The organism is Pseudomonas sp. RIT-PI-AD, from assembly GCF_025642785.1.
Taxonomy (GTDB): Bacteria; Pseudomonadota; Gammaproteobacteria; order Pseudomonadales; family Pseudomonadaceae; genus Pseudomonas_T.
Map to the genome: position 1 here is coordinate 249,929 of NZ_JANZKU010000005.1, position 24,162 is coordinate 274,090.

A 24,162-nucleotide genomic window follows, 5' to 3' on the forward strand; every position below is an offset into this window, starting at 1 on the left:
GAGAGCAGCAGAATGTACCCATAAGGAGAGTGTAATGGCATCGTCTGACACGCCTCAAGAGAGTATTAACCTACAAGGGCTTGATAGATTTCGTCGAACTAAGTCAATAGTTTCAGAGCTGGGAGATCCCGAGGTGGAGGCAGATGTGATAATGACATCTGTTGCTTTAGGGTTTTCTGCTGAATATATCAAGCAAACTGGAAACACAATTCAGTTTGATATTGATCCTTTAGACGCTTCCCTTCATCCAGGGAAAAAAATAGCTTTCGAAGCCGTGGTTAAAAAAATTAGCCATGCAATTGTAAAGTATTTGAGTGCGGCAGTGGATCAAAGCAGTAAAGTAACAGCAGGTCTAAGCCCTGGCTACTACCCCGGCGCGGTGATTATGGGGGTTTACAAACTTGCGGGAAAACAAGCGCCGGCATTTGTTTCTGCCCCAGCATTGTCAAAAGAAGGGCAACAACTGTGGGAGCGCATTCGAACTCTTTCTACTCCGCAGTACACCGGACGCGGTGCTTATACAGGCTTCGTAGATAACAAAAATGTTCAAGGAGATACACGCCCGGTAGGCCCCTTATCGACCGCACGCTTTTGTGTACCTAGAAAGCGCGGTATTGATCCCAAGCCACATCCTCGATGGTTGCCCGCGCCAAGTAGTCATCTATGGAACAAGAGAAAACGTGCGGATAGCAACACGCTAGTTCCATGGGGGTTGATAGGGGGAGAAGAAGCTGGGAAGCTTCTAAGAGAGACTGGTTGTGGGGCTTTGAATGGTGCAGATTTTGTAACAATCTCAATGCGTAATGCAGGAATGCATTTCGTTGACGATATAGGTACCGAAGACATCGCGATCTATACCCATGGTATGATTCAGGCTATCTATAAGAGCTACAGCCTTGGTCCAAATTGTGAACCGTATGAAATTGCTGTAGGCGACGTAACAAAGAAAATGTCGTCATGTCTAGCATGTACTCTATTTATGACTGCGACAGGATACCCGCCTAATTCAATTCACCTTGGGCGATGTGAGTCGTGGGGCCCCCTATACTCTCCCTATGACCCTACCGGAAATGCCGATCCTCATGAGGCGCAAGTTATTCGAGATCTAAACAACACTTGGTATGAAAAATGTTCTGTGTGGCTTGATATTGGCTTAGATATTCTTGGCGGCAATATAACAGAGAATCATCTGGATGGATTTGAGGCCGTAAGAAAATATCTGCTTGCTTATAAGCATGACCCTACCGTTTCTGCCACCTTGATCCTAGACTCAATGACTATACATGCGAGTGAAAGTGAGAGGATTGAACGTACCATAAAATAATATGTGCTTGCTTAAATAAATCTAGCGATCCTTTGAACCGGCATTAGAATGCCTGCCGCTATAAATTTTGTAGCCTAATGTAGATGTAACAGCAACTGAAGGCTTGTTTAGCTTGCGTTCAGGAATGTCCTGCTGAGCTGTTTCCGCCAAGATAAACTCATATCTTGACTCTAAAAGGAGAATATAATATGGAAAACAAATTTAAAGAATTTGAACTGAAGTTTGTCATGGATGAATATTTCGCTGAACAAGGAAAATCAGTCCAGCAAAAATCTGATGGAGATTACTATGAAGATGAAAAAAAGCTAAATCCATTAGCTCAGCTTGATAAATATGTGCAAGATTTGCCAAAAATAACAGGTACGGCAAATTATAAGACTACGCTTGGTATGGCAGAGAAGTTGATACCGGTTATTTATAAGGACCTAAATAGCGGTAATTTCAATAATACTGCTAGAACCTTCACAATGCTGGGTACTGCGCTAATCCCCTATGGGGGTGCGATCATTACCCCGTTAATTGGAATAATATGGAAAGAGGATACATCAGGGCAGGAAGCTAAGCTGCAGAAAATGATGAGAGAACTTTCTGATTTAATGGGAAAGAAGATCGAGGACTATGATATATCAAAATTGAAACAAAAAAATGAAGCGCTGCTTGATGTATTAAAAAAATTTGAAGACTCAGTGAATAATTTGCCTCAAGATTATAGTGAGGTTCAAGAATATTCAGACACTATTCAGCTTGCAAATGCACGTTATGCAGATATGATAAATGTCAAGTTTGAAGAGCTGATTAAAGAGTCCTCTACGCCCGGCTATGATGTGGCAGAGCTGCCTGTTTATACCGTAATTGCTAGTGCTCATTTGATGTTTTTGAAGTTTATGCAGGAGAACGCTGTCAAGCATCCTAGGATTCAAATGGATGCTGAGCACTATAGCAGGTATTTCTCAAGGTTTGAGGATGTCGCTGTTAAATATAAAAATTATATTTATGGTGTTTGGTATAGGGTCTATTCGAGTTTTCACGCCCAGACTGGTGGACATCTGCGCACTGAATCGCAGTTAAATTTTTATACGAAAATTATAAATCTGAAAGCTCAAACTTTGGATAGTGATACATTCGTTATTGCATCGAATCCGACCGTTGATAGAAGCGTTACTGGTTTCAAAAAAGAAAAAAATAAGTGGTTCTACTACAGTCCTAAAAACGGGTTTAAGAATATGAATGGGAGGCTATTTACACAGGGCCAAATGGTTACTGGATGGGTGTCGGTGTTGAGCGGCGGAGTTTACAAGACCTTTTATCTTTGTGAAACAGATGATGAAAAAAATTCTGCGGGTGAAAAATTTGAAAAAGGCGAAATGTTCATCGGTTGGTATCATGGGGATGAGTGGTACTACATGGACTCTGAAGGCGAAATGCTTAATAACAGTTGGAAACAAATTAAAGATACTGCTACAAATGTAGATCATTGGTATTTCTTCAAGCTGGGTGGTGCGATGACGCGCAGCGAAAACGGCGTACAAATCAGCGGGAAGAAGTATGATTTTGATGCTAATGGAGTTTGTACTACTCCTAACGGGTACTAGCATCCGCTTGTGAGAAGTAGATGTCAGCTTCACTATTTCGTAGCTTCGAAATTTCTCCTATTTTTCTGTATGGCCACTACAGTGTGGAAATAAAAGTCCTGCCCTTGCAGGGCTTTTATTATTCTTGTTTGTTGATTTTTTCCATTATTGATGACATATCTACAGACAGGCTAAATTGAGACGCTTGGGGAGATTCTAGGTTTTGTACGAAAAGTACCACCGCATACAACGAAGGCTGCAGGCCAAGGTGACCATAGCTGCAAAGCTCTTGGCCAGCTTGTCGTAGCGGGTACCTATCCTGCGGTTCTCTTTTAACCAGCCAAACATCCGTTCAATGATGTTCCGCTGCCGATACTTTGGACGATCAAAGAGCCGTGGAAGGCCTGGCCGAGGCTTGCGCGGCATAGTCCGGAGCGGGATCACCGGCTGCATTTGGTACCGGTCGCAGTAGTGGCGCAGATGTTCTGCGTCATAGCCTTTGTCAGCCAGTAACCAGCGGCTGCGTTTGCGTGGTCGTCCCGGTTTACCGGGAATTCGCACCTGATCCAGCAGCGGTTGGGCATGGGCGATATCGCTGGCTTGGCCTGGTGAAAGCATGAAGCGTAACGGAACGCCATTGGCGTCACAGATCATGTGAATCTTGGTGGTAAGGCCGCCTCGGCTGCGCCCCAGAGCATGATCTAGCGGTTCTTCAGGCCCCCTTTTTTCCCGGCACCTGAAGAGGCTCGGGTTGTACGTATCGCAGTGGAGTCGATCATCCAGGTGTCTAGGTCGATAAGCCCTTCCCGGTTCGATTGGATGTGCAAGCGCTCCAGTATCCGGTCGAACGTACCGTCATCGCGCCAGTCACGAAAGCGCTGATATACCGTCGACCAGGGCCCAAAGCGTTCCGGCAGATCACGCCAAGCAGCGCCCGAGCAGAGGGTCCACAGGATTCCATGGAGCACCAAGCGATCATCGCTGCGCGGGCGCCCCATTTTCTGCTCTGGAGAAACCAGATCCTTGATCAATTCCCACGATGCGTCGCAGAGTTCGTAGCGCCTTGCCATGGGGCCTCCAGCCAATCATGGAGGTAATTTTACCCATACCGACTTTTCGTACAAAACCTAGGCCCAAGTCCTCCATTTCGCTGGCCGCCCTGGGCCGTTTGTCTCGGCATGAGTGTGCCTGCAATTGCCATACGCCTGGCGCCACCGAGTCGGTTGCAGCATTGGAGTGGTGAGCCTCTTCCTTCCGCGGCGGTTATTAGGTGCATGGGCTTTGGATGCTGCTTCCGCAAGCCGACGGCAACGTCGCTGCACCAACGTTTCCGAGGGTGTTTGGCTCATCCTCTAAACCAATCACTCGATTCTCTCGCCGAGCGGCCCACCCACGTGGGCCTTCGGCATCAGAAGTAGTAGCCGATGTTGACGTTGGTCCGGTAGTACCACTGGTTGCTGCCCTCGGACGAGGTGTTGGTCCAGCCCGTGCCGTTTTCCGCGCCACCGAAGGGGTTGGCGTTCTTCGCCCAGGTCAGGTCGACCCAGGCCATCACCGGGAAGGCGAACAACTGCACGCCGAAGGTGTACATCTGCGAGTCGTCCCAGCCGCTCTTGTCTTTCATCATGCGGCTGTAGTCGTTGTAGACCTTGATTTTCTTCAGCGGGCCGAGCTCGGGGGTGTTGATGTCGTAGCTGACGTTCAGCGCCGCCAGGTTGGCTTTGGAGGCGATCAGGTACGCCGGCGTGAGGCCATTGCCGCCCATCAGCACCGAATCCTCGCTGACGCCGCTGGGGTTTTTCGGGTCGTACTCGTAGCGGATCGCCTGGGCGGTGGCGGTCCAGGGGCCATTGTTGATTACCGTATGCAAGCCGCCGGCCCAGTAGCTGCCGTTGTCGTCGGTGGTCTCGTTGTAGAGCTGCGAAGCGGCCAGCGAGGCACCGATTTCGGTCTTCCAGTCGCCGCTGATGAAGGTGCGGGCGACGCGGGCGTTGACCTGGTTGCGTTTCTCGTTGTCCTGCCGGGACTGGGTGAAGGCCACGGCGTTTTCCTTGACGTCGGCGTAGCGGGAAATCTCGCCGGAGTAGCGCGTGCCGTTGGGCGCCATGCGTGGGAAATAGCCCAGTTGCAGGTCCCAATCGCTGTCCTTGTAGCTGTATTTGGCCCCCAGTCCGTCGCTCACGCCATACCCCATGAAGAACGGGATGTGATAGCTCCAGCCGAACTGCGGATAAGGCTCCAGGCCGAACGGCTTGAACGGCAGGCCCACCTGCACGTTGGATTGCTCGGTGAGGTTGTAGCCGACATAACCGCGGTCGATGGAGCGCTTGTTGAGGTCGTAGAACCAGTAATTGATGTCGAAGAATGCTTTCTTATAGGTGCCCTTGACATCGAAACGCAGGGTATCGAACAACCAGCGAGTATTGTTTTCGCTGGTATCCCAGTGCTCGTCGCGCCAGTTGGTGCGCAAGGCGCCGCCCACATCGAAGCTCGCCTCGCCGTCGGCGCTGCGCCAGGAAATGTGCGGAAAGGGTTTCTTCGGCGCTTGCGGCACAACCGGTGCGGCCACCGATTGCGTAGCGGTGGGGTCGGAGCCCGCCTCGGCGACACACAGGCCCGCATTAAGCAACAACCCCACTCCCATGATGTACTTATTCATCGCGCTCTCACCTGCATTGTCTGGCGGCTGAGTTGACCGGCAATAAGAGGCCCCTATCTCTGCGGATACGTATGCCTGGAAGTTGCACGATCAAGTGTTGTTTCAGGGGTGGCTTGCCGTTTTACCAGTAAGCCAATAGGAATAAAGCAGAATGCATGCCATCTCTAAAATTAAAGTTTTTATTAATAAAAATCTTTAATTTTCAATTAATTACCTGTGAAACGGAGCGGCGTGTATCACTGATGAAACTTGCGAAAACGTGGGTTACCTAAGTGCACACGAAAAGCGCGAACATGGTGCGAATCGAAACTTCTTGGGGCAGGGAATGTTTCAGCTATTGCGATGGTTTGTTTCTCGTGTTCATACGGGCAAAAAAAGCCGACGGAAGTCGGCAAGAGCTTTCACAACTGCAAGTAATTAGATGTCGAGTACCAGGCGCCGGCTCTTGCAACCGGACACACATACCATCATCGATTGGTTGGCCGCGCGTTCGGCCTTGCTCAATACCCCATCGCGGTGATCGATGTCGCCTTCCAGCACCTTGGTTTCGCAGGAACCACACACACCTTCGCGGCAGCTGTAATCGATATCGCATCCGGCTTCGAGCAATACGTCGAGCAAGTTCAGGCCGGGTTCGACCGAGAGCGTCTTGCCGGACCTCTTCAGTTCCACGCTGTAGCTGTCCTGGGCATCCTCGGATGGCGGCAGTTCGGCTGCGGCAAAGCGCTCGATATGGGCATGGGGGTAGCCGAGGCTTTCGCAGGTGCTTTCGAACGCATCGAGCATGGGCGTCGGCCCACAGCAGTAGAAATGCGTATCGGCCGGTTGCCCCGCCAAATAGTGACGGAGGTCGGGAACGGTGTTTTTCTCGTCGTTGAAGTGGAACACCACTTTGGCGTCGATACCGCTGAGTTCCTCGACCAGCGCCGCTTCCTTACGCGTGCGGGCGCAGTAGATCAGCTCGGCGGACTTACCCAGCGCCAACAATTGGCGAAACATGCAGTAGATCGGGGTGATGCCGATCCCGCCGGCCACCAGCACGCTATGGGAGGCGTGGGTGTCGAGTTCGAAATTGTTGCGCGGCCGGGAAATCGGCAAGGTGGTGCCAACCCGCAGTTGCTCGTGGACCCATTGCGAACCGCCGCGGCTGTTGCGGTCACGCAGGATACCGACCACGTAGCGACCCCGGTCGGCCGGCGAATTGAGCAACGAGTAGCTACGGACCAGGCCGTTGGGCAGGTGCAGGTCGATGTGCGAGCCGGCCTCGAAGGGGGCGAACAGGGTGTCGCCGAACGGCCGCAGCTCGACACTCATGATGCCTTCGGCTTCATGGCGCAGGGTATGGACCAGCGCGGTGAGGGTGGAAGAATTGGACATCGTTCAGCCCTTCTTGATAGACGTTTGAACAGGGGGTACGGCCGCGCGCAGGTCGATGTCGAGCCGTGCGCCGGCTTCGATTTCCACCACCAGCTCGGGAAAGACCAGGCCGCTGACCTGCACCAGGGTCGAAGTGGGGTAGTGCGCGAAGCCGGCGAAGAAGTCCCGGCGAGCGCGGCCCACTTCGTCCTTGTCGGCGATGGCGGTGACGTACACGGTCAGGCGGTAGATATTGCCGATATGGCCCCCGGCGGCCTCGACCAACGCTTTGGCCTTCTCCAGCACCACCAGGGTCTGCTCGTAGGCGCCCAGTGGCGTAGCGGCCTCGGCGGCCTGGCGTGTGGCGGGGTGGGCGGTCATGCCGGACATCACCACTTCGTGGCCGATCAGCAGCGCATTGGACCAGGTGGCGGCGGCCAGCTCGCCCAGGCCCGGGGCCTGGACGCGGCGGACCGCCACGGCTGCGCTGGAGGCGCCGCTCATGAGACGGCCTTGGTCTCGATCAGCGCCATCTGTTCCTTGGCCTTGCTCTTGAGGTAGCGACGGATGCGCACCACGCCGAGGTCGTGCTGGTACAGATTTTCCCGCTGGTTCGCGTCGAATTCCATGTTTTCCAGCAATACCCGGTCCTGTTCCAGTACCGCCCAGTGGCGGGCTTCGAGGCGATTCTTGTAGAGGAAGCGCCAGGTATCGCGCTGCCAGCCGGTCAGCGGCCGGGCGCGCCAGTGGAACACGCCGCACATCTGCGTGCTGCCCGGCGTGTAGCTGCCGATGATGGTGAAATTGCCGCCCGGGCCGCCGGTCTTCGGATAGGGGATTTCCAGGCGCAGCCAATGGCAGCCGTTATCGAGGAATTCGGTCCAGTCGAAGTTGACGCCGCGCTGACCTTCCTTCTCGAAGAAGAAGCCTTGCTCGGTGTCGCGGGTGACGAACTTGGCCGTGGCCTCGCCTTCGCTCATGGAGTGCGACATCTTGTGCAGGTAGGTGCCGTGCATCGGGTCCATGACGTTGTCGATGACGTAGCGGTAGTCGCCCTTCCACTCGGTGTAGCAGAGGAAGTGGCTCCACTCCGGTGAGGTCAGTTGCTCGGGCAGCACCAGTTCCGGCGGCTCGGCCAGGTGCGGGTCGGTGGCGTTGAAGACGAAGATCGCGCCCGCCACTTCGCGCACGTGGAACATGCGCGTCGGCCGGCTGCCTTCGAGCTTGCACCCGGGGCTGCCGGGTACCTTGGTGACGGTGCCGTCCCGGCGCACTTCGATGCCGTGGTAAGGGCATTGCAGGCGATCGCCCAGCACCGGACCCTGGGACAATGGCGCGCCGCGATGCGGGCAGTGGTCTTCCAGCGCGTGAACGCTGCCATCGTTGTCGCGCCACAGCACGATCTTGTAGCCCAGGCGGCGAATCGACACGGGCTTGTCGCCCAGCAGGGTCGAAGGCAACAGCGGGAACCAGAGGTCCTTGAGGCCTTTGGCGAGAATGTTTTCCACAGGATCGACGGTCAGCTGCATGTTCATGTTCTTATCCTCCGAGGCTCAGGCGCCGAGCTTGGCCATCAGGGTGCTGTAGGTGTCGGCGGTCCATTCGCCGTTGTTGAGGGGGCAGGGCGGGCCGGCCAGGTTCAGGTGCTCGAGCAGGCTGGGCAGGTCGTACTTGCCGGCGCCGAAGGCGCGCTCGATGGAATCGCCCAGCAAGTCCTCGAACGGTGTGTTCGGGCGCGAGCGGGTCTGGTGGGTTTCGTTGTAGGGTTCGCTCATTTCATTGGCCTCCGTTACGGACCCGTTCGCGGATCGTTTCGCGCACCGGGACAAAGTCATAGGTGGGGTAGCATTCGGTTCGGAACACGCCCCAGGCGGAACGCTCCAGCTCCAGGTTGAGCCGGGGCAGCAAGGCGGGTGGCAGACGCAGGGTGACGATCTGGCCAAGGCCCATGGCCACGGTCCAGGACACCACCTGCACGCCTTCGACGGGAAAGCGTTCCCACCAGTCGACCTTTTTCATGTGCTGCTGGATGTCGTCGAGGTTCTTGGCCTGGTCGTGCTTGAGCAGCAGGGTCAACAGCAGCGTGTCGGTCATGGCTTGGGTTTGTCCGTGAGGAACTTGCCCTGCGGCGCCTCGACGTTGTGCTGGCGCCGGGTGTTGCCATCGATGCCGCCGGCGATCGCCCATTCGGCGAACACCGTCGGGCCGGGTTCGAATTCGCGCGGTTGCCACTCGCCAGTCAGTTGGTCCTCGTCGGCGTAGTACTCCACCAGCGCGCCGGCGGGGTTCTTGAAGTACCAGAAGAACGCCGACGACACCGGATGGCGGCCGGGGCCGATTTCCGTGGCCCAACCGCTGCGGGAAATGTGCATGCCGCCGCCGAACACCTCGTGCACGTCGCGCACGGTGAAGGCCACATGGTTGAGGCCGGCGCGCGGCGCGGGCAACTGCAGCATGAACAGATCGTGGTGGCCGCCTTCTTCGGCGGTACGCAAAAAGGCCCCGCGGTTCGGGTAGCGGTCCGAGGCCTGGAAGCCGAAGCGATCCTGGTAGAAAGCCTCGCAGGCATTGACGTCGGTGACGAAGAACACCACGTGCCCGACTTCGATCGGCGTGGCGCGCTCGTAGACCGGTGCCGGCTTGTTGATCCGGCCCTTGACCTGCCAGGTGTTGTGGCCGCTGCATTCGATGTCCAGCGCGCGCTTGCGCGTGACCTGCAGGCGGATCGCCAGGCCGTTGGGGTCGGTGCAGCCGATGCGGCCGTCGCCTTCGACGAAACCGGGATCGTGGGCGATGCGCTGGCTGTAGAGCGCCAGGTCAGCTTCGCTCTCCACGCCCCAGACCACTTCGCGGATGGTCGAGCCGCTCTCGATGGCGGGCGGCAAACCGGGTTTGTCGTGGGCGGCGAGCACCACGCGACAGCCATTGAGGGTTTCGAAGACCACTTCGTCGCTGGCTTCGCTGACCTTGCTCAGGCCCCAGTCGGCGAAGAAGCGTGCACAGGTGCCGAGGTCTTCCACACCGTAGGTGATTTCATCGATGCCCAGTACGCTCATGGTGTTACCTCGCGGTGCTCGCGGGCCCAGGCCAGCGGCTGTTCGTTCATGCCCCAATAGAGGCTCTTCTGTTCCATGTACTGCAGGATGCCCAGCCGGCCTTTCTCGCGGCCCAGGCCGCTGTCGCGCCAGCCGCCGAAGGGCGTGGAAATGGAGAACTGCTTGTAGGTGTTGATCCATACCGTGCCGGCCTGGATCTTGCGGCCCAGGGCCCAGGCACGCTTGTAGTCGCGGCTCCAGATGCCGGCGGCGAGGGCGTAGAGGCTGTCGTTGGCCTGTTCGACCAGCTCGGCTTCGTCGTCGAACGGCATGGCCACCAGCACCGGACCGAAAATCTCTTCCTGGCACACGCGCTGGCGGTTGCTCAGGCCTTCGAGAATCGTCGGCGGGAAGAAGAAACCCTTGTCGTAGTCGCCGCCAGCGAGGCGCTGGCCGCCGAGGCGCAGGTGGCCGCCCTCGGCCAGGCCCAGGGCCACGTAGCGCTCCACCGACTCGCGATGCGCGGCGCTGATCAGCGGCCCCATCTGCGTGGCGTCGTCGGCCGGGTCGCCTACCTTGAGGGTGGCCGCCGCGGCGCACAGGCGTTGCATGAACGGCTCGTACAGCGACCGCGCGACGAACAGCCGCGAACCGGCGATGCAGGCTTCGCCCGAGGAACTGAAAATGCCGTACAGCACCCCGGCCACGGCATGTTCCAGGTCGGCGTCGTCGAGCACGATGGTCGGCGACTTGCCGCCCAGTTCCAGCGACACCGGCATCATTTTGTCGGCGGCGATATGGGCGATGTGCTTGCCGGTGCGGGTGCCGCCGGTGAACGACACGCGCTTGACCAGCGGGTGCTGGGTCAAGGCGTCGCCCAGTACCGAGCCCTTGCCCGGCAGCACGCTGATCAGCCCCTTGGGCAGGCCCGCTTGTTCGCAAATGCGCGCCAGTTGCAGGGCCAGCAGCGGAGTGATTTCCGCCGGCTTGATCACCACCGCGTTGCCGGCGGCCAGGGCCGGGGCGACCTTCTGCGCTTCGCTGGCGATGGGCGAGTTCCACGGGGTGATGGCGGCGACCACACCCATCGGTTCGTAGACGCTCATGCTGACGAAGTCGCCCCGCGACGGCGTGATGGTTTCTTCCAGGGTTTCGCAGGCGGCGGCGAAGAATTGGAACGTGCCGGCGGCGCTGGCGACCAGGTTGCGGGTTTCGCCGATCGGCTTGCCGTTGTCCTGGCGTTGCAACTGGGCGAGTTCTTCGCCGCGCTCGCGAATCAGCTGGGCGATGCGGTACAGCACGCTGGCGCGCTCATGTGGCTTGCGCTGCGCCCAGCCGCTGTGCAGGAAGGCGTGATGGGCGCCTTGCACGGCCTCTTCGACATCTTCCGGGCTGGCGGCGTTGAGCCAGGCCACCGCTTCGCCGGTGGCGGGGTAGTGACTGGCATAGCGCTCGCCACGGCCCACGCGCCACTGGCCGGCGACGCAGATGGGCAAGGTGGGTTCGGTCGTCATCGGACTTCTCCTGAAAAAACAGCCCTAAATGGAAATCGCATGGGCGTGATTGCCGAGGGCGCGCACCACGCTGTAGACGGTCAGGGCGGAGGTCTTCGGGTTGGCCTGTAGCGGCTTGCCGCGCAGGGTCAACTCGAAGCCGCCGAAGGCGCCGCGGGCCTCGAATTGGTGGACGTTCTCGTCGCTCGCCGGGTCGGCGATCAGCGTCACCTGGGTGCGGTCCAGGCCCAGTCCGGCCAGCGACAGCGTGGCGGCGACGTTGGCGTTCTTCGGATACAAGCGCGCGGCGTCGCGGGCGCTGCCCTGGAAGATCACCGTGGCTTCGCTGATGGCGTCCAGGTCGCAGGCCAGTTCGCCCGGGGTGTTCTTCCAGGCCTTGGCCGGTTTGCGTCCGGTGTAGCTGACCGAGTCCAGGCCGCCGACCTTGGCCGCCGACAGCGCGTCGATGCCGCCAATCGCACCGGGCAACAGTTCGATGCGGGTGTTGCCTCGTTCGGCGGCGGCTTCCAGGCGCTCCACCAGGCCGACTGCCGACAACGCCCCCACCGAGACGATCAGGCAGGCGATGCCGCGCTCCAGCGCCGGCAGCACGTGCTCTTCGATGGCCCGGTGGCCGGCGCACTCGACCAGCAGGTCGGGACGGGCATCGGCCGGCAACGCGGTGAGCACCCGCGGCGGTTGCTTGAAACTGGCCAGGCGCTGGCGCACCAGGTCCTCGGAGCCCGCCGAGGCGATGACGTGGTCGACGCACAGCTGCGGGTCTTTTTCCAGCAATTCCAGCACGCCGACGCCGATGGCGCCGCAGCCGATCATGGTGATATGGAGCATGACGCGTACCTCAGGCGGTGGCCTTCTGGGCTTTGGTTTCGCTGTTGGGCGGGCCGGCGAACTGGGTGGCGAAGTTGCCCACCGCGAGCATGTCCACTTCCAGCAGGAACGGGCCCGGCGCGCCGAAGGCGCTTTCCAGCACGCCGGCGAAGTCCTTCAGGTCGCTGACCAGGCCGTGGCGGATGCCCATGGATTCGGCCAGTTGGCTGTAGTTCGGGGTGTGCAGTTCGACGTAGGCGTGGCGGGCGCCGTAGATGGCGTCCTGGATGTTGCGGATCACCCCGTAGCGCTGGTCGTTCATCAGCAGGATCACCACGTTGGCTTTTTCCTGCACCAGGGTCGCCAGTTCACCGAGGTTGAGGATGAAGCCACCGTCGCCGGCCAGGGCGAACACCTTGCGCTGCGGGTCGTATTCGGCCGCCGCGATGCCGGCACCGATGCCCATCGCCAGCCCTTGGCCGATCCCTCCACCCAGGGCATGCACGCCCGCTTGCGGGTGATACAGGTTGAGCAGGCGGTTGCCCCAGATGCTGTTCGAGAGGGTCACGTCGCGCACCCAACTGAAGTTGCGCCCGGTCATGCCTTGCAGCTGCTCGACCATGGCCGCGTATGGGCCGAGGTCGGCGATCAGCGCGGCGCGGGCCTTGGCCCGCACTTCCTTGAGCTCCGCCAGGAACCGTGGGTCGGCTTGCAGGCGGCCTTCGAGGCGATCGGCGAGGCCGTCGAGGGTCAGTGCCGAATCGCCGCACACGAACAGGTCGCTGGAGTAGCTGCGGCCTTCGATGGCCGGGTTGGCATCGATGCGCAAGGTGTTGGCCGGCAGCTTCAGGGCGTACTTGAAGGTCTCGTTGCTGCGCAGCCGCGAACCGGCGATCAGCAAGGCGTCGCAGCTCTGCATGAAGCTTTCCACCAGGCGGTTCTGCGAGAACGCGCCCAGGCAACGCTCGTCGTCTTCGTTGACCACGCCACGACCCTGGGTCGAGGTGATGACGCCGACCCCCATGTCCAGCAGGCGCTTGACCGCCTGGCCGGCGTGGCGCGCGCCGCCGCCGAGCCATAGCAACGGACGCTTGGCCTGCAACATGCGCTCGGCCAGTTGGTCGAGGGCTTCCGGGGTGGGCACGGCCACCGGCACCGGCAGCGGCGCGAGGTCCGTGGGCATGCTGATGAAGGCCGACTGGATATCGATCGGAATCTCGACGCTCACCGGCCCGGTGGGCGCGGTGAGGGCGGTCTGCACGGCCAGCTTCAGGGTGCTGAGCGCGGTCTCCACGCTGCGCACGCGAAAGGCCGCCTTGGACACCGCCTTGAGCATGGTCAACTGGTCGCGGGCTTCGTGGATGTAGGCGAAATCCTGGTCCAGGTAAGGGGTTTCGATCTGCCCGGTGATATGCAGCAGCGGCGTGCCGGCGGTGAGGGCTTCGACCATGGCGCCGGCGGCATTGCCGGCGGCGGTGCCGGTGGAGGTCAGGCACACGCCCAGGCCGCCAGTGGTGCGGGCATAGGCGTCGGCCATGTTGGTGGCGCCGGCTTCGCCGCGGGCCATGACGAAACGGATGTTGCCGCGTACGGCGAAGGCATCGAGGATCGGCATGTTGTGGATCGAGATCACGCCGAACGCGGCCTTCACGTCGCACTGTTCGAGAAAGGCGGTGATAGCAGCGCCCACGGTCACTTGGTTGTCGTTACGCATGGCGGGACAGGCCTCCGGAAACGTCGATATGGCTGCCTGTGGTGTAAGCCGACAGGGGCGATGCCAGGAACAGGATGGCCTGCGCCGCTTCGATCGGCAGGCCCAGGCGGGCGAGGGGAATCTGTTTGCGCGCGGCCAACTGCGCGGTCCATTGCGGCCAATCCAGCTCGCGTTCTTCACGGGCTTCGAAGCGCCGGCGCCATTGGCCCGATTCCACCAGGCCGATCAGGATGCCGTTGACGCGGATGTGCTTGGGAGCGAACTCGTAGGCCATGGAGCGCACCAGGTTCTTCAGCCCGGCGCGTGCCGCCGAGGTGGCCACCATGTGCGGTTCCGGTTGACAGGCCAGCAGCGAGTTGACGCAGACGATCGAGGCGTTCCGGCATTGTTCGAGCTGCGGCAGAAACGCGCGCACGGGGTGGATCACCGAAAAGAACTTGAGGTTGAGCTCGTCGCTCCAGGCCTCGTCGGTGGTGTCGGCGAAGGTCGATACGCGTCCCTGCCCGGCGTTGTTGATCAGCACCTGGGCAGGGCCGAACGCTTCCAGGCTGGCGGCGGCGAAGGCCTTGACCGAGGCGGCGTCCAGTACGTCGCACACCTGGGCCAGCAGGCGGGCCTGCGGAAAGCGTTCGCGCAATGGGCTTTCGGCGTTGGCCAGGCGTCGTTCGTCACGACCGCAGAAGGCCACGGCGGCGCCCGCTTCGAGCAACAGTTCGACGCAGGCCAGGCCGATGCCCGACGAGCCACCGGTGACGATAGCCGTGCTGCCCTGAAGTGAATAAAGGCTCATGTCAGTCTCTCATCAGCGCGGTGACGCGGCTGCCATGGCTGGGGGTGTAATTGAGCAGGCGCGACAGTTCGTCGGCGCCGTGGCGCACCTGGCCGACCAGTTCTTCGAAATTGAGGTGACCGATCTGCGGCGTCGGAATGGTCACGCCCATCGCCGCGACCACGCGCCCGGAGTGATCGCGCACCGGCGCGGCGACGGTGGAGATGGCCGATTCGAAGAAGCCCTCGCCGCTCACGAAACCGCGTTCGCGGTCGTGCTGGACCAGGTCGAACAGTTCCAGCACGGTCTTGGGCGTGCAGTGCGAGTGCTGTTCCAGATGCTCTTCGGGGTACAGCTCGCGCAGTTCGGCCAGCGACAGGTCTTCCAGCAGGATCCGTCCGAGCACCGTGGCGTGGGCCGGCAGGCGGGTACCGACATTGACCGCGCTGGAGAACACCGAGGGCGGCGAGACCTTGGCCACGTAGACGATCGAACGGCCATCGCGCACCACCAGGTTGCTCGGGTAGTTGAGCTTGTCGCACAGACGGGCCAGCAGCGGCTGCCCCAGTTCGGTCAGTTCGAGCGAGGCCAGGTATTCGAAGCCCAGGCGCAGCACCGACATGCCCAGGCGGTATTCGTTGCCCTTGCGGGTGACGAAGCCCATGGTCTCCAGCGTGGTCAGCAGGCGGAAGATGGTCGAGCGCGGCAACTCCAGGCGCCGGGCGAGTTCCGGGGCTGTCAGGGTACGGTTCTGGCGGTTGAATTCGCACAGCAGCAACAGGCCGCGCTCCAACCCGGGCACGATGTATTTGTCCTGCGCATCCTTCAGATCGGAGTCATTCATTGAACGCTACCTGTCAGTGATTCCTTGAGGGCGAAAGCCAGGCGGCCCGCCACCAGATAAGGTTGTTCGATGGGGCTGGCATGCCCGGCATCGGGGATCAGGGTGAACGCCGCGCCCAATGCCTTGGCCAGGCTCAGGCAGGCTTCGGGAGCGGTGATGCCATCGGCTTCGCCGCAGTGCACTTCGCACGGCACCGTCAGCGGCGTGTGGCGTAGCAGGTCGTCGCCGCACAGCAACTCGATGGCCTGGCGATACCCTTGGGGGTCGAGGCGTGACATGTTCCAGCGCACCCATTCCAGCGCCTTGGCGCTGGGACGCGGTGAAAGCATGGCGGCGCTGCGCTGGGCGGCCATTTGCGCGATGCCCAGTTGCTCCAGGGCGCTCAGGCGCTTGCCGCGGACCTGCTGGCGCTGGATCTCGCGGCTCGGATGGCCATAGCCGCGCGCCGGGCTGATCAGTACCAGGCGCCGCACCCGGCGTGGATGCAGGTGGGCGAACGCGGTGGCGGTGATGGCCCCCAGCGAGTGGCCAACCAGCAGGCAGTCATCGATTTCCAGCGCATCGAGGGTGTCGAGCAGGCGCCCGGCGTAATCCTCGGCCTTGGGGGCCATTGGCCCCAGCGGCGAGGAGTCTCCGTAGCCAGGGGCATCCCAGGCCACCACGCGGGCCTGTTGGCCCAGTTGCAGCGCCACGTCCAGCCAGGACCCGGCCCCCGAGCCGATGCCGTGCAGCAGCACGATGGCCGGCCCGTCGCCGATCTCGCGGACGACCTGGCGGCCGTCGTCGAGCAGCAGGCTGCGCTGGGCGAACCGCCGGGCGAGCAGCGCTTCGAGTTCAGCGACCGGGCTGGGCGTAGTGGCTGGCAACATGGGCTTATCCGCGCTTGATCGAGGCCAGGGGGTGCTCTGGCGGGTAGGTCGGGGTGATCGGTTTCTTCGCGCCGAGCATCACGCACATCAGCGCGTCCTCGTCGCCGATGTTGATCTCTTCGCGGTAGACGCCCGGCGGTACGGAAATCACGTCGCGGTCGGTGAGGACGGTCTCGTAGCGCTCGCCGTTTTGCTCGATCACCACCTTGAGCGTGCCGCGCAGTACGAAGAACACTTCCTCGACGTCGGTGTGCAGGTGGGGCGGGCCTTCATGGCCAGCCGGGATGACCATGGTGGAGAAGGTGAAGTGCTCCGACGGGATGGTGTTCATGTCGCTGCTCACACCGGTGCCGCCGGTGCCGATGTAGCGCATTTGCGCGCGGCGGAACTTGGGGTCGTAGTCGGCCTGGAACTTGAGGGCGTTCCAGTCGTACTGGCGCGTCGCGTAGCGCGCCACGCGGGTCTGCATCCAGGCTTCGAGGCTGGCGCCTGCTGGGCGCTCCCAGCTTTTCGGCGCTTCGTGGGGGGTGGACAGGTCGGTCATGGCAGTCTCCATTCTCGGGGCATTGATCGGTCAGGGCATGACGAACCCGCCGTTGACCGGCAGGGTTTGTCCAGTGATGAAGCGGGCCAGGTGCGACAGGGCGAACACCACGGCGCCGCTGACGTCGTCGGGAAGTTGCGCGCGTTGGATGGCGCGCTGTTCGGTGTACAGGCGGTGGCGGGCTTCCGGTACGTAGGCGGTGGCTTCCACCAGCACCAGGCCCGGAGCGATGGCATTGACGGTGATGTTGTCGCCGCCCAGCTCGCGGGCCAGGCTGCGGGTCATGGCGATGATCGCGCCCTTGCTGGCGACGTAGGCCATCAGGTTCGGCGCTCCCCACAACGGCGTGTCGGAGGCCAGGTTGACCACCGCGCCCTGGCCGCTGGCACGCAGGGCGGGCAGGCAGGCAGTGGTCATCAGCCAGGTGCCGCGCACGTTGACCCGCATCACCTGGTCCCAGGTGTCGATGCTCAGTTCTTCGCAGGTCTTGCCGCCGGAATTGGTCACCGACGCGTTGTTGACCAGCCCGTCGAGGCCGCCCAGCAATTCGCTGGCCTGGGTGGCGCAGGCCTGGATCGACAGCGGGTCGGCCAGATCGACGCCGAGGCCGCTGACATCGAGGCCCTGCGCGCGCAGATCGGCGGCGGCCTGTTGGACGCGCTCGGCGAGGATATCGGCGATGACCACGCGGCCGCCGGCTTCGCCGATCGCTTGGGCGAAGGCATAGCCCAGGCCGCGGGCACCACCGGTCACCAGCACGCGGCGGCCTTGCAGAAGTGAGGTAGGGGTATTCATCAGTTGGTGCTCAGCATGGCTTTGGGCATGTAGTGCAGGACGCGTTTTTCGGCCCAGACCACGGCGCCATAGGCCAGCACGCCGATCAGCGTGAGCATGACGATGGCGACGAATACGCCGCTGGTGTTGCCCTGGCCCTCGGCATCCACGAGCAGGAAGCCCAGGCCCTGGTTGCCGCCGACCAACTCACCGACCGTGACGCCGATCACCGCCAGCGTGGAGGCGATGCGCAAGCCGGAGAACAGCGCGGCCATGGCCGAGGGGAATTCCACCAGGCGGAAGATCTGCCAGCGGTTGGCGTTCATGGTGCGCACCAGGTTGATCATGTCCGGGTCGACGGTGCGGATCGCCGAGAGCACGTTGATCATTACCGGGAAGAACACGATCAGCACGGCGATCAGGATCTTCGGGTACACGGTGTAGCCCAGCCACATCACGAACAGCGGGGCGAAGGCCACCTTCGGAGCGATCTGCAAGGCCAGGATGTAGGGCGAAAGCATGGCCTCGGCCTTGGGCGAAAGGCCCAGCGAGGTGCCGATGACGATCCCCAGCAGGGCCCCCAGGGCGAAGCCGACGACGATCTCCACGGCGGTGATCAGGGTGTGTCCCAGCAGGTTGCTGCTGTTCCACATCGACACGCCTTCCTGGGCCACGCGGCTCAGCTTGGGCATCACGAATTCGGGCATGCCGAGCAGGCCGGGGCCCCATTGCCAGAGGGCGAGGAACAGGATCAGCAGAACGAAGCTGCCGAACAGCGAGTTGTTGAGGCTTTTCATCACGGAGGCACCTTTGTGCTGCTGGCCCGGGCCGCTACTGGGCGGCGGCGGTGTCGACGAACTGGTTGGTGTAGAGGTCTTCGAGCTTCGGTTCCTTGCTGACGATGCCTTCGCTCACGTAGAACTGGCGGACCTTCTCCAGCCGCTGCGGGTCGATGCGACCGAGCACCGCCTGCTGGGCGTAGACGTGGTCGATGTAGAGCTTGAAGGTCTTCTCCAATTGCGCTTCCTTGCCGGCGTAACTGGGTACCGCCTTGACGAAGGTGGCGGCGGCGGCATGGGGATCGGCGATGATGTCGCGCATGCCTTGCAGGGTGGCCTGGACCACGCCACGGACGACCTCGGGATGGTTCTGGATGGCGTCGTCCGAGGCCATGATCGACTGCGCCATGCTTTCGAAGACCTGATCCTGGGGGATCAGCTTGACCTTGAGCCCCGCTTCCTCCGAGTCGGTGACCCAGTCGGGGACGCCGGCCATGGCGGCGGACTTCTTCGCCGCGAACAACTGCCATACGCCCGCCGGACCCGCGGCCTGGACATTGACGTCGGTTTTCTCCAGGCCCGCCTTGCGCAGCGAAGCGAGCAGGGCGTAGTAGGTGGTGTCGGAATAGGACATCACCGTCAAGGTCTTGCCCTTGAGGTCCTTGATGGAGCCGATGTTCTCGTCGGCGTTGGTGGCGATCACCGTCACGCCGCCTGCGCCGAGCACCGCCACGTCGCGCACCGGAATGCCGTTGGCGCGCACCACGATAGGCGTATCGCCGATGGCTCCGCCGACCAGCGCGTTACCCGCGCCGATCTGCTTGGCCACGTCGACCCCGCCCTTGGCGGCGATGAAGGTGATGTTCAAGTCCTTGTCGCTGTAGTAGCCCTTTTCCTTGGCGATGATCCACGGCGCGAACGCCGGCGAATTGGGCGGCGCGGGCAACAGGTAGGTAACGTCGGTCGCGGCCTGGGCGGCGAATGCCCAGCTCAGGCCAAGGGCGACCGAGAGGGTCATGACAGCGGATTTGAACATGGTGGCTCCTGAATGCGTTGAAGGATCGTGGTCGGCGGTGATCAATCCAGTTCGGTGTCTTCGCCCACTTTGAGCAGGTCCATCAGGCGCCCCGCGAGAGGGCCTATCTCGGCGAGCTTGCGGCGTTCCAGTGGGTTTTCCCGGTACGGCAGGTCGACGACGATTTCCTCGATGATGGTGCCGGGGCGGGCGCTCATCACCAGCAGGCGATCGGACATGGCGATGGCCTCGACCAGGTCGTGGGTGATGAACAGCGCGGTTTTCTTTTCTTCGAACAGCATGCGTGCCATGTCCTGTTGCAGGACCATCTTGGTTTGCGCATCCAGGGCCGAGAACGGCTCGTCGAGGAACAGCACCTGCGGGTCCATGGCCAAGGTGCGTGCCAGGGCCGCGCGCTGGCGCATGCCGCCGGACAGCTGGAACGGGTAGTGGTCGGCAAAGCCTTGCAGGTGGCAGCGGTCGAGCAGGTCCTCAGCGATCACCCGGCGCTCGGCGGCCGCCATGCCCTGGATCTCCAGACCCAGCTCGACGTTCCGGCGGATACTGCGCCAAGGCATCAGCAGGTCCTTCTGCAGCATGAAGGCGACCTTCTTCACCGGGCCGTCGATCGCTTCGCCGCCGACGAAGACCTCGCCTTCGCTGGGGCGGTAGAGACCCGAGCCCATGTTGAGAATGGTGCTCTTGCCACAACCGGACGGGCCGATGATCGACACCACCTCGCCACGGGCGATCTTGAAGCTCACGTCGCGGATGGCGAATGGCGCAGCGGCTTTCCCTTTGGCCGGAAAACATTTGCCGACATTGCGAAACTCGATTTCGGTCGGCCCGCTAGGTTGGCGACGAACCTCATTCCATTCAGGGGCGATTGCGAACATCTCTTTCACAGCCATTGGGGAGGGTCTCTGGTCTGTTTTACTGGTGATACGGTGTCTAGTGCATGAACAATGCCATTCGAGCTTTTCTACTTGCTTAAAGAGGAAAGCCTTTACTAATCAATCGGTTAAAAGATTTATCCGCAGCTAATTCGTTTCATATATAAAACGATATTTTGATAGTGATACGAGGCTGCACATTTCCTGTGCGCCGTTACCGACTTATGCGAGATAAACGTGCTTTTATGAAACAATGTTTTATATATGAAACAAGGCGGGCGTATTGGGTTTATGAGCTTTGGCGCGCGAGGACGTCTTGCGCTGACCGCGCTGAAATGATCGAAGGCCGTAACCCCTTGCTCGTTAGAGGCAAACGTCCTGCTCGATCGATTCGGGGATGTCCCATGTAAGGATGATCAACGCCGTTGGAACGAGTGTTTCTCAAGGACTTCGCTTTGAGGGCATCTTTCGCCTATCGTCGGGTTCGCGGAGTCGGCGTTTGGATCGTTGGATTTAATGAGCCCTGAATAACGTGTTCGTTTTAATGAATTCGTATGTGCGGAAAATGCCATTCGCAAAGAAACGTAAATAGATGGGTAAGGCCTTGGCCGGGAAATCGTGCAGTTTGCCGTCCCTCGTTGAGAGGCTCATGCAAAATGCATCTTACCCATGGATAGGTTTATTGATTCTCCTATGTTTTTTATTGGCATGAATGCTGCTATTTCCTTCGTCGATCACGAAAGGCCTTGAATAATTAGGGTCGGAATAACTTGACTACTACGACGTTGGAGATGCACATGGCTAGGAAAACCATCGAAGATCTGTTCATTCATGAACTGTCCGATATGTATAGCGCTGAAAAGCAGATCACCAAGGCGCTTCCGCGCATGGCGCGTGCTGCCACCAATCCCATTCTGGTCGAGGCGTTCAAGGCTCACCTGGAAGAGACCCAGGGCCAGATCGAGCGTATCGATCAACTCGTCGAGGCCTCGGGTTTGAAGTTGAAACGCATGAAGTGCGTGGCGATGGAAGGTCTGGTGGAGGAGTCGAAGGAGTTGATCGAGGAAATTGAAAAGGGTGAGGTGTTGGACGCCGGCCTCATCGGCGCGGCTCAGAAAGTCGAACACTATGAAATCGCCAGTTATGGCACCTTGATCTCCATGGCCAAGTTCATGGGTTTGAAAGATGCTGCGCGCCTGCTGGGCGATACATTGAAAGAAGAAAAAGCCACCGATGAAAAGCTCAGCGCGATCGCGGAGCAGGGCGGAAATCAAGCGGCTACCTTGAAGTCCTGATATCGCTCCATTTAAAAAGCCCCGCAAGTGCGGGGCTTTTTTTTGGAGTCCTTTGAACGTCTTGTCTTGAACGCTTTGAATTTGGAATTGAAACTCGACACGTCAGCATGTCGCTTCGTTCAGTATTCCGGGTAAATCAACACGCGGGCATTTATCGTATGTATGAAGAGGGATTCTTCTCAGCTGAGCTTCGCCCTCGATGCTGTTGCGCAGGTGAACGCCAGCGCTGCTGTTCTGTACTTATGCGTGGGCATGGCGTTTCAACCGGAAATGGCTTGGCCAGTCTAGAGTCCTGGCACCCCATATGACTCATGCCGGTTGCCCTCGGATGACCCTGTTGGTTCTGCCGATCGTGCCCGTATAGAGTCAGGTGACCCTCGTTCCAACGAGTGTCGTTTCCCAAAGGGCATATCAGGCGTGGCGTCGCTCGGCGTGCAAAGGCCCGAGCCGCTCATTCAAAGACTGGGGTGAGATAGATGGCGTACATACATATGCCGAGGTTTCTCCATTGCGAAGCGCCATGAGTGCTTTCTCGTTAATACGCGAGGCCTCAGCAGTCGAGCGCACGGTGCATCGCGTCGCGGCTGACTTCGGAAGTGATCAGGCTGGAAGATGGAGTCGACAAGCGTCCGATGGCCTCTTCGAACGGCCCATCCGCATTGCCTGCAACCTATTGATCGATAATCCCGTCTCGCCATGGCGTACCATCCGTACCATCCGTACCATCCGTACCATCCGTACCATCCGTACCGTTAGGCGCCTCCGGCGATCCCCGAGTGAATTTTGCATGGGCGGGATTTTCGAAAATAACAGAGAAGTTCAACGCGCATGCGATGCACCGCCCGTCATGGCGTGAGGGAGATACAGCATGCTCAGTCGCGGAAATTGCTACCGGGACTTCGTGAAAATCGGTCCATGCGACAGATTTTTCGAGAAAACCCATCCGAACGGTCATCACCTCGAAATCCAAGGGCGGTTGAGCCAGTACCGCGGCATCGAAGTATTCTTCGGCGTGTACGGCTCCCAGGGTATGCGGTTGATCGAAGAGCACCATGTGCTGTGCAGCGTCTTCAGCCTCGAGGAGGCGATGATCTGGGCGGCCAAGCGTGCTCGTCCGGTTTGGCTGGGTGATGTCGCCGAATTCCTCTGGGCGGCCACCTTGACGCCGTCTACCGCCTTCACCAAGTCGTCACCGTCCCCCTATTGATTCGCAGGCAAGGGCTCCTCGCCGAGCTGCGGACTGGATGGACGACGCGGGGCGCCGGCTCTTCACCGAAGGCCGCCGCGTAGCGCCATGGGACGTGGCTCCTTTCGATCCCTGACTAAAGCATCTGTCATGGGTTCGCTCGCACGAATGGCCCTGGGGCCGGGGCGGCGCATCGCGTCATCTTCCGCCGCTGTGCCGGGCTTGGAGAGCGGTCGGTGCCAGGTTCTGCGCATGAGTACTTGTGCGTCTGCAAGGCCTCGTTGAGAACCGCTTCGCCTGGCTTTCGCTTGACGGCTTTTCGTGCAGACCCTAGCTTCCGCACCCAACGTGGCCGGCCTGAGCGCATGCAGGTCGGCCTTCCCGGGCAGGGCGAGCTCGTCATTTCCAAATGACCGAAGATGCTCCTACGCCCTTGGCGCTGTCTTAGTCGTGCATAGTCGAAGGCGTTCATGAAAAAAATACTGGTCATAGGCATCGGCGCCGGCAATCCGGAGTACATCACCCTCCAGGCGGTGAACGCGCTTAACCGAACCGATGTTTTCTTCCTGATGGACAAGGGCCGCAGCAAGGAAAAGCTCAACCACCTGCGTCGGGAGATATGCGAGCGCTATATCCTCGACAAGACCTATCGGCTGGTCGAAGCGCTGAATCCCGAGCGCCAGCGCGAGGCAGACGACTACCGGACATCCATCGATGAGCTGAACGAAGACAAGCAACGAACCTTCGAGCGGCTGATCGGCGAGGAGCTGGGTGAGGGCGAGTGCGGGGCTTTCCTGGTGTGGGGCGATCCGTCGCTGTACGACAGCACCATCCGAATCCTCGAGGCCATCCTCGAAGAAGGGCGCCATGCGTTCGACTACGAGGTGATTCCGGGCATCACCAGCGTCCAGGCGTTGACCGCGCAACATAAGGTGCCGCTGAACAATATCGGGCGTTCCGTGGAAATCACGACGGGGCGGCGCTTGATCGGGGAATGCCCCCAGTCCGACAGCATCGTGGTGATGCTGGACGCGGAAAACAGCTACAAGACGGTGGTCGACGAGGACTTCGACATCTACTGGGGGGCTTATCTGGGAACGCCGGACGAGATCCTGATCTCGGGCAAGCTCAAGGACGTCGCCGAAGAAATAGAGAACGTGCGTAAAGCCGCGCGCGAAGCCAACGGCTGGATCATGGACACCTACCTGCTGAAA

Annotated in this window: 24 protein-coding genes; 5 read left to right on the forward strand and 19 right to left on the reverse strand. The window is 60.2% G+C overall.

The window, feature by feature from the left end:
• The first annotated feature begins 34 nt into the window (after positions 1-34).
• On the forward strand, positions 35-1,324 hold the full coding sequence (locus tag OGL92_RS06885) for a hypothetical protein (RefSeq protein WP_263142062.1): 1,290 nt from the start codon (positions 35-37) through the stop codon (positions 1,322-1,324).
• 188 nt (positions 1,325-1,512) lie between these two features.
• Positions 1,513-2,916 carry an insecticidal delta-endotoxin Cry8Ea1 family protein gene (locus tag OGL92_RS06890; protein WP_263142065.1) on the forward strand — a complete coding sequence of 468 codons (1,404 nt, stop codon included), beginning with the start codon at positions 1,513-1,515 and terminating at the stop codon, positions 2,914-2,916.
• 195 nt (positions 2,917-3,111) lie between these two features.
• Here OGL92_RS06890 and OGL92_RS06895 read toward each other — a convergent pair.
• From OGL92_RS06895 to OGL92_RS06985, 19 genes are all read right to left on the reverse strand, one after another.
• Positions 3,112-3,965, reverse strand: a protein-coding gene (locus OGL92_RS06895) for an IS5 family transposase (protein ID WP_263142066.1) whose coding sequence is annotated in 2 segments (ribosomal slippage) — positions 3,112-3,617 and positions 3,617-3,965 — 855 coding nt in all. Because the reading frame shifts where the segments join, the coding sequence is not laid out codon by codon here.
• Between the two features lie 338 nt (positions 3,966-4,303).
• Entirely contained in the window at positions 4,304-5,554 is a 1,251-nt protein-coding gene (locus tag OGL92_RS06900; RefSeq protein ID WP_263142067.1) for a hypothetical protein, read from the reverse strand.
• A gap of 417 nt (positions 5,555-5,971) precedes the next feature.
• On the reverse strand, positions 5,972-6,931 hold the full coding sequence (locus OGL92_RS06905) for a PDR/VanB family oxidoreductase (protein WP_263142069.1): 960 nt from the start codon (positions 6,929-6,931) through the stop codon (positions 5,972-5,974).
• Between the two features lie 3 nt (positions 6,932-6,934).
• On the reverse strand, positions 6,935-7,414 hold the full coding sequence (locus OGL92_RS06910; RefSeq protein WP_263142072.1) for a RidA family protein: 480 nt from the start codon (positions 7,412-7,414) through the stop codon (positions 6,935-6,937).
• Positions 7,411-8,445, reverse strand: coding sequence for an aromatic ring-hydroxylating dioxygenase subunit alpha (locus OGL92_RS06915; RefSeq protein WP_263142077.1), 1,035 nt, complete (start codon positions 8,443-8,445; stop codon positions 7,411-7,413). Before OGL92_RS06915 ends, OGL92_RS06910 begins: the two co-directional genes overlap by 4 nt.
• Before the next feature lie 18 nt (positions 8,446-8,463).
• Complete coding sequence (locus OGL92_RS06920) at positions 8,464-8,685, reverse strand: recombinase-like helix-turn-helix domain-containing protein (protein ID WP_263142079.1); 222 nt, start codon at positions 8,683-8,685, stop codon at positions 8,464-8,466.
• 1 nt (position 8,686) lies between these two features.
• The gene (locus tag OGL92_RS06925) at positions 8,687-9,004 is read right to left on the reverse strand and encodes a hypothetical protein (protein ID WP_263142081.1); all 318 of its coding nucleotides are present in this window, start codon (positions 9,002-9,004) and stop codon (positions 8,687-8,689) included.
• Positions 9,001-9,966: a VOC family protein gene (locus OGL92_RS06930; protein ID WP_263142083.1), complete on the reverse strand. Its 966-nt coding sequence runs from the start codon at positions 9,964-9,966 to the stop codon at positions 9,001-9,003. The genes OGL92_RS06925 and OGL92_RS06930 overlap by 4 nt, the downstream gene beginning before the upstream one ends.
• Positions 9,963-11,459: an aldehyde dehydrogenase gene (locus OGL92_RS06935; protein ID WP_263142084.1), complete on the reverse strand. Its 1,497-nt coding sequence runs from the start codon at positions 11,457-11,459 to the stop codon at positions 9,963-9,965. The genes OGL92_RS06930 and OGL92_RS06935 overlap by 4 nt, the downstream gene beginning before the upstream one ends.
• A gap of 24 nt (positions 11,460-11,483) precedes the next feature.
• Positions 11,484-12,287 (reverse strand): aspartate dehydrogenase, encoded by an 804-nt coding sequence (locus OGL92_RS06940; protein WP_263142086.1) that lies wholly within the window; start codon positions 12,285-12,287, stop codon positions 11,484-11,486.
• Between the two features lie 10 nt (positions 12,288-12,297).
• Positions 12,298-13,980 (reverse strand): thiamine pyrophosphate-binding protein, encoded by a 1,683-nt coding sequence (locus OGL92_RS06945; RefSeq protein ID WP_263142088.1) that lies wholly within the window; start codon positions 13,978-13,980, stop codon positions 12,298-12,300.
• Positions 13,973-14,770: an SDR family oxidoreductase gene (locus OGL92_RS06950; protein ID WP_263142089.1), complete on the reverse strand. Its 798-nt coding sequence runs from the start codon at positions 14,768-14,770 to the stop codon at positions 13,973-13,975. Before OGL92_RS06950 ends, OGL92_RS06945 begins: the two co-directional genes overlap by 8 nt.
• 1 nt (position 14,771) lies before the next feature.
• Positions 14,772-15,593, reverse strand: a complete 822-nt coding sequence (locus OGL92_RS06955) for an IclR family transcriptional regulator (RefSeq protein ID WP_263142091.1) — start codon at positions 15,591-15,593, stop codon at positions 14,772-14,774.
• On the reverse strand, positions 15,590-16,462 hold the full coding sequence (locus OGL92_RS06960; RefSeq protein WP_263142093.1) for an alpha/beta hydrolase: 873 nt from the start codon (positions 16,460-16,462) through the stop codon (positions 15,590-15,592). The genes OGL92_RS06955 and OGL92_RS06960 overlap by 4 nt, the downstream gene beginning before the upstream one ends.
• Positions 16,463-16,466: 4 nt before the next feature.
• On the reverse strand, positions 16,467-17,006 hold the full coding sequence (locus tag OGL92_RS06965; RefSeq protein WP_263142097.1) for a cupin domain-containing protein: 540 nt from the start codon (positions 17,004-17,006) through the stop codon (positions 16,467-16,469).
• 30 nt (positions 17,007-17,036) lie between these two features.
• On the reverse strand, positions 17,037-17,801 hold the full coding sequence (locus tag OGL92_RS06970) for an SDR family oxidoreductase (RefSeq protein WP_263142100.1): 765 nt from the start codon (positions 17,799-17,801) through the stop codon (positions 17,037-17,039).
• Positions 17,801-18,577 (reverse strand): ABC transporter permease, encoded by a 777-nt coding sequence (locus OGL92_RS06975; protein WP_263142101.1) that lies wholly within the window; start codon positions 18,575-18,577, stop codon positions 17,801-17,803. Before OGL92_RS06975 ends, OGL92_RS06970 begins: the two co-directional genes overlap by 1 nt.
• 34 nt (positions 18,578-18,611) lie before the next feature.
• Positions 18,612-19,577, reverse strand: coding sequence for an ABC transporter substrate-binding protein (locus OGL92_RS06980; protein ID WP_263142124.1), 966 nt, complete (start codon positions 19,575-19,577; stop codon positions 18,612-18,614).
• Between the two features lie 59 nt (positions 19,578-19,636).
• Positions 19,637-20,470, reverse strand: coding sequence for an ABC transporter ATP-binding protein (locus tag OGL92_RS06985; RefSeq protein ID WP_263142102.1), 834 nt, complete (start codon positions 20,468-20,470; stop codon positions 19,637-19,639).
• A gap of 794 nt (positions 20,471-21,264) precedes the next feature.
• Between OGL92_RS06985 and OGL92_RS06990 the strand changes: the two genes are divergently transcribed.
• From OGL92_RS06990 to cobF, 3 genes are all read left to right on the forward strand, one after another.
• Positions 21,265-21,762, forward strand: coding sequence for a ferritin-like domain-containing protein (locus tag OGL92_RS06990; protein WP_263142104.1), 498 nt, complete (start codon positions 21,265-21,267; stop codon positions 21,760-21,762).
• Positions 21,763-22,630: 868 nt separating this feature from the next.
• A complete protein-coding gene (locus tag OGL92_RS06995) occupies positions 22,631-22,969 on the forward strand; it encodes a hypothetical protein (RefSeq protein ID WP_263142105.1) in 339 nt (112 codons plus the stop codon).
• Between the two features lie 449 nt (positions 22,970-23,418).
• Positions 23,419-24,162 (forward strand): precorrin-6A synthase (deacetylating) (gene cobF, locus OGL92_RS07000; RefSeq protein ID WP_263142107.1); only part of this gene is annotated, 744 nt, incomplete at its 3' end.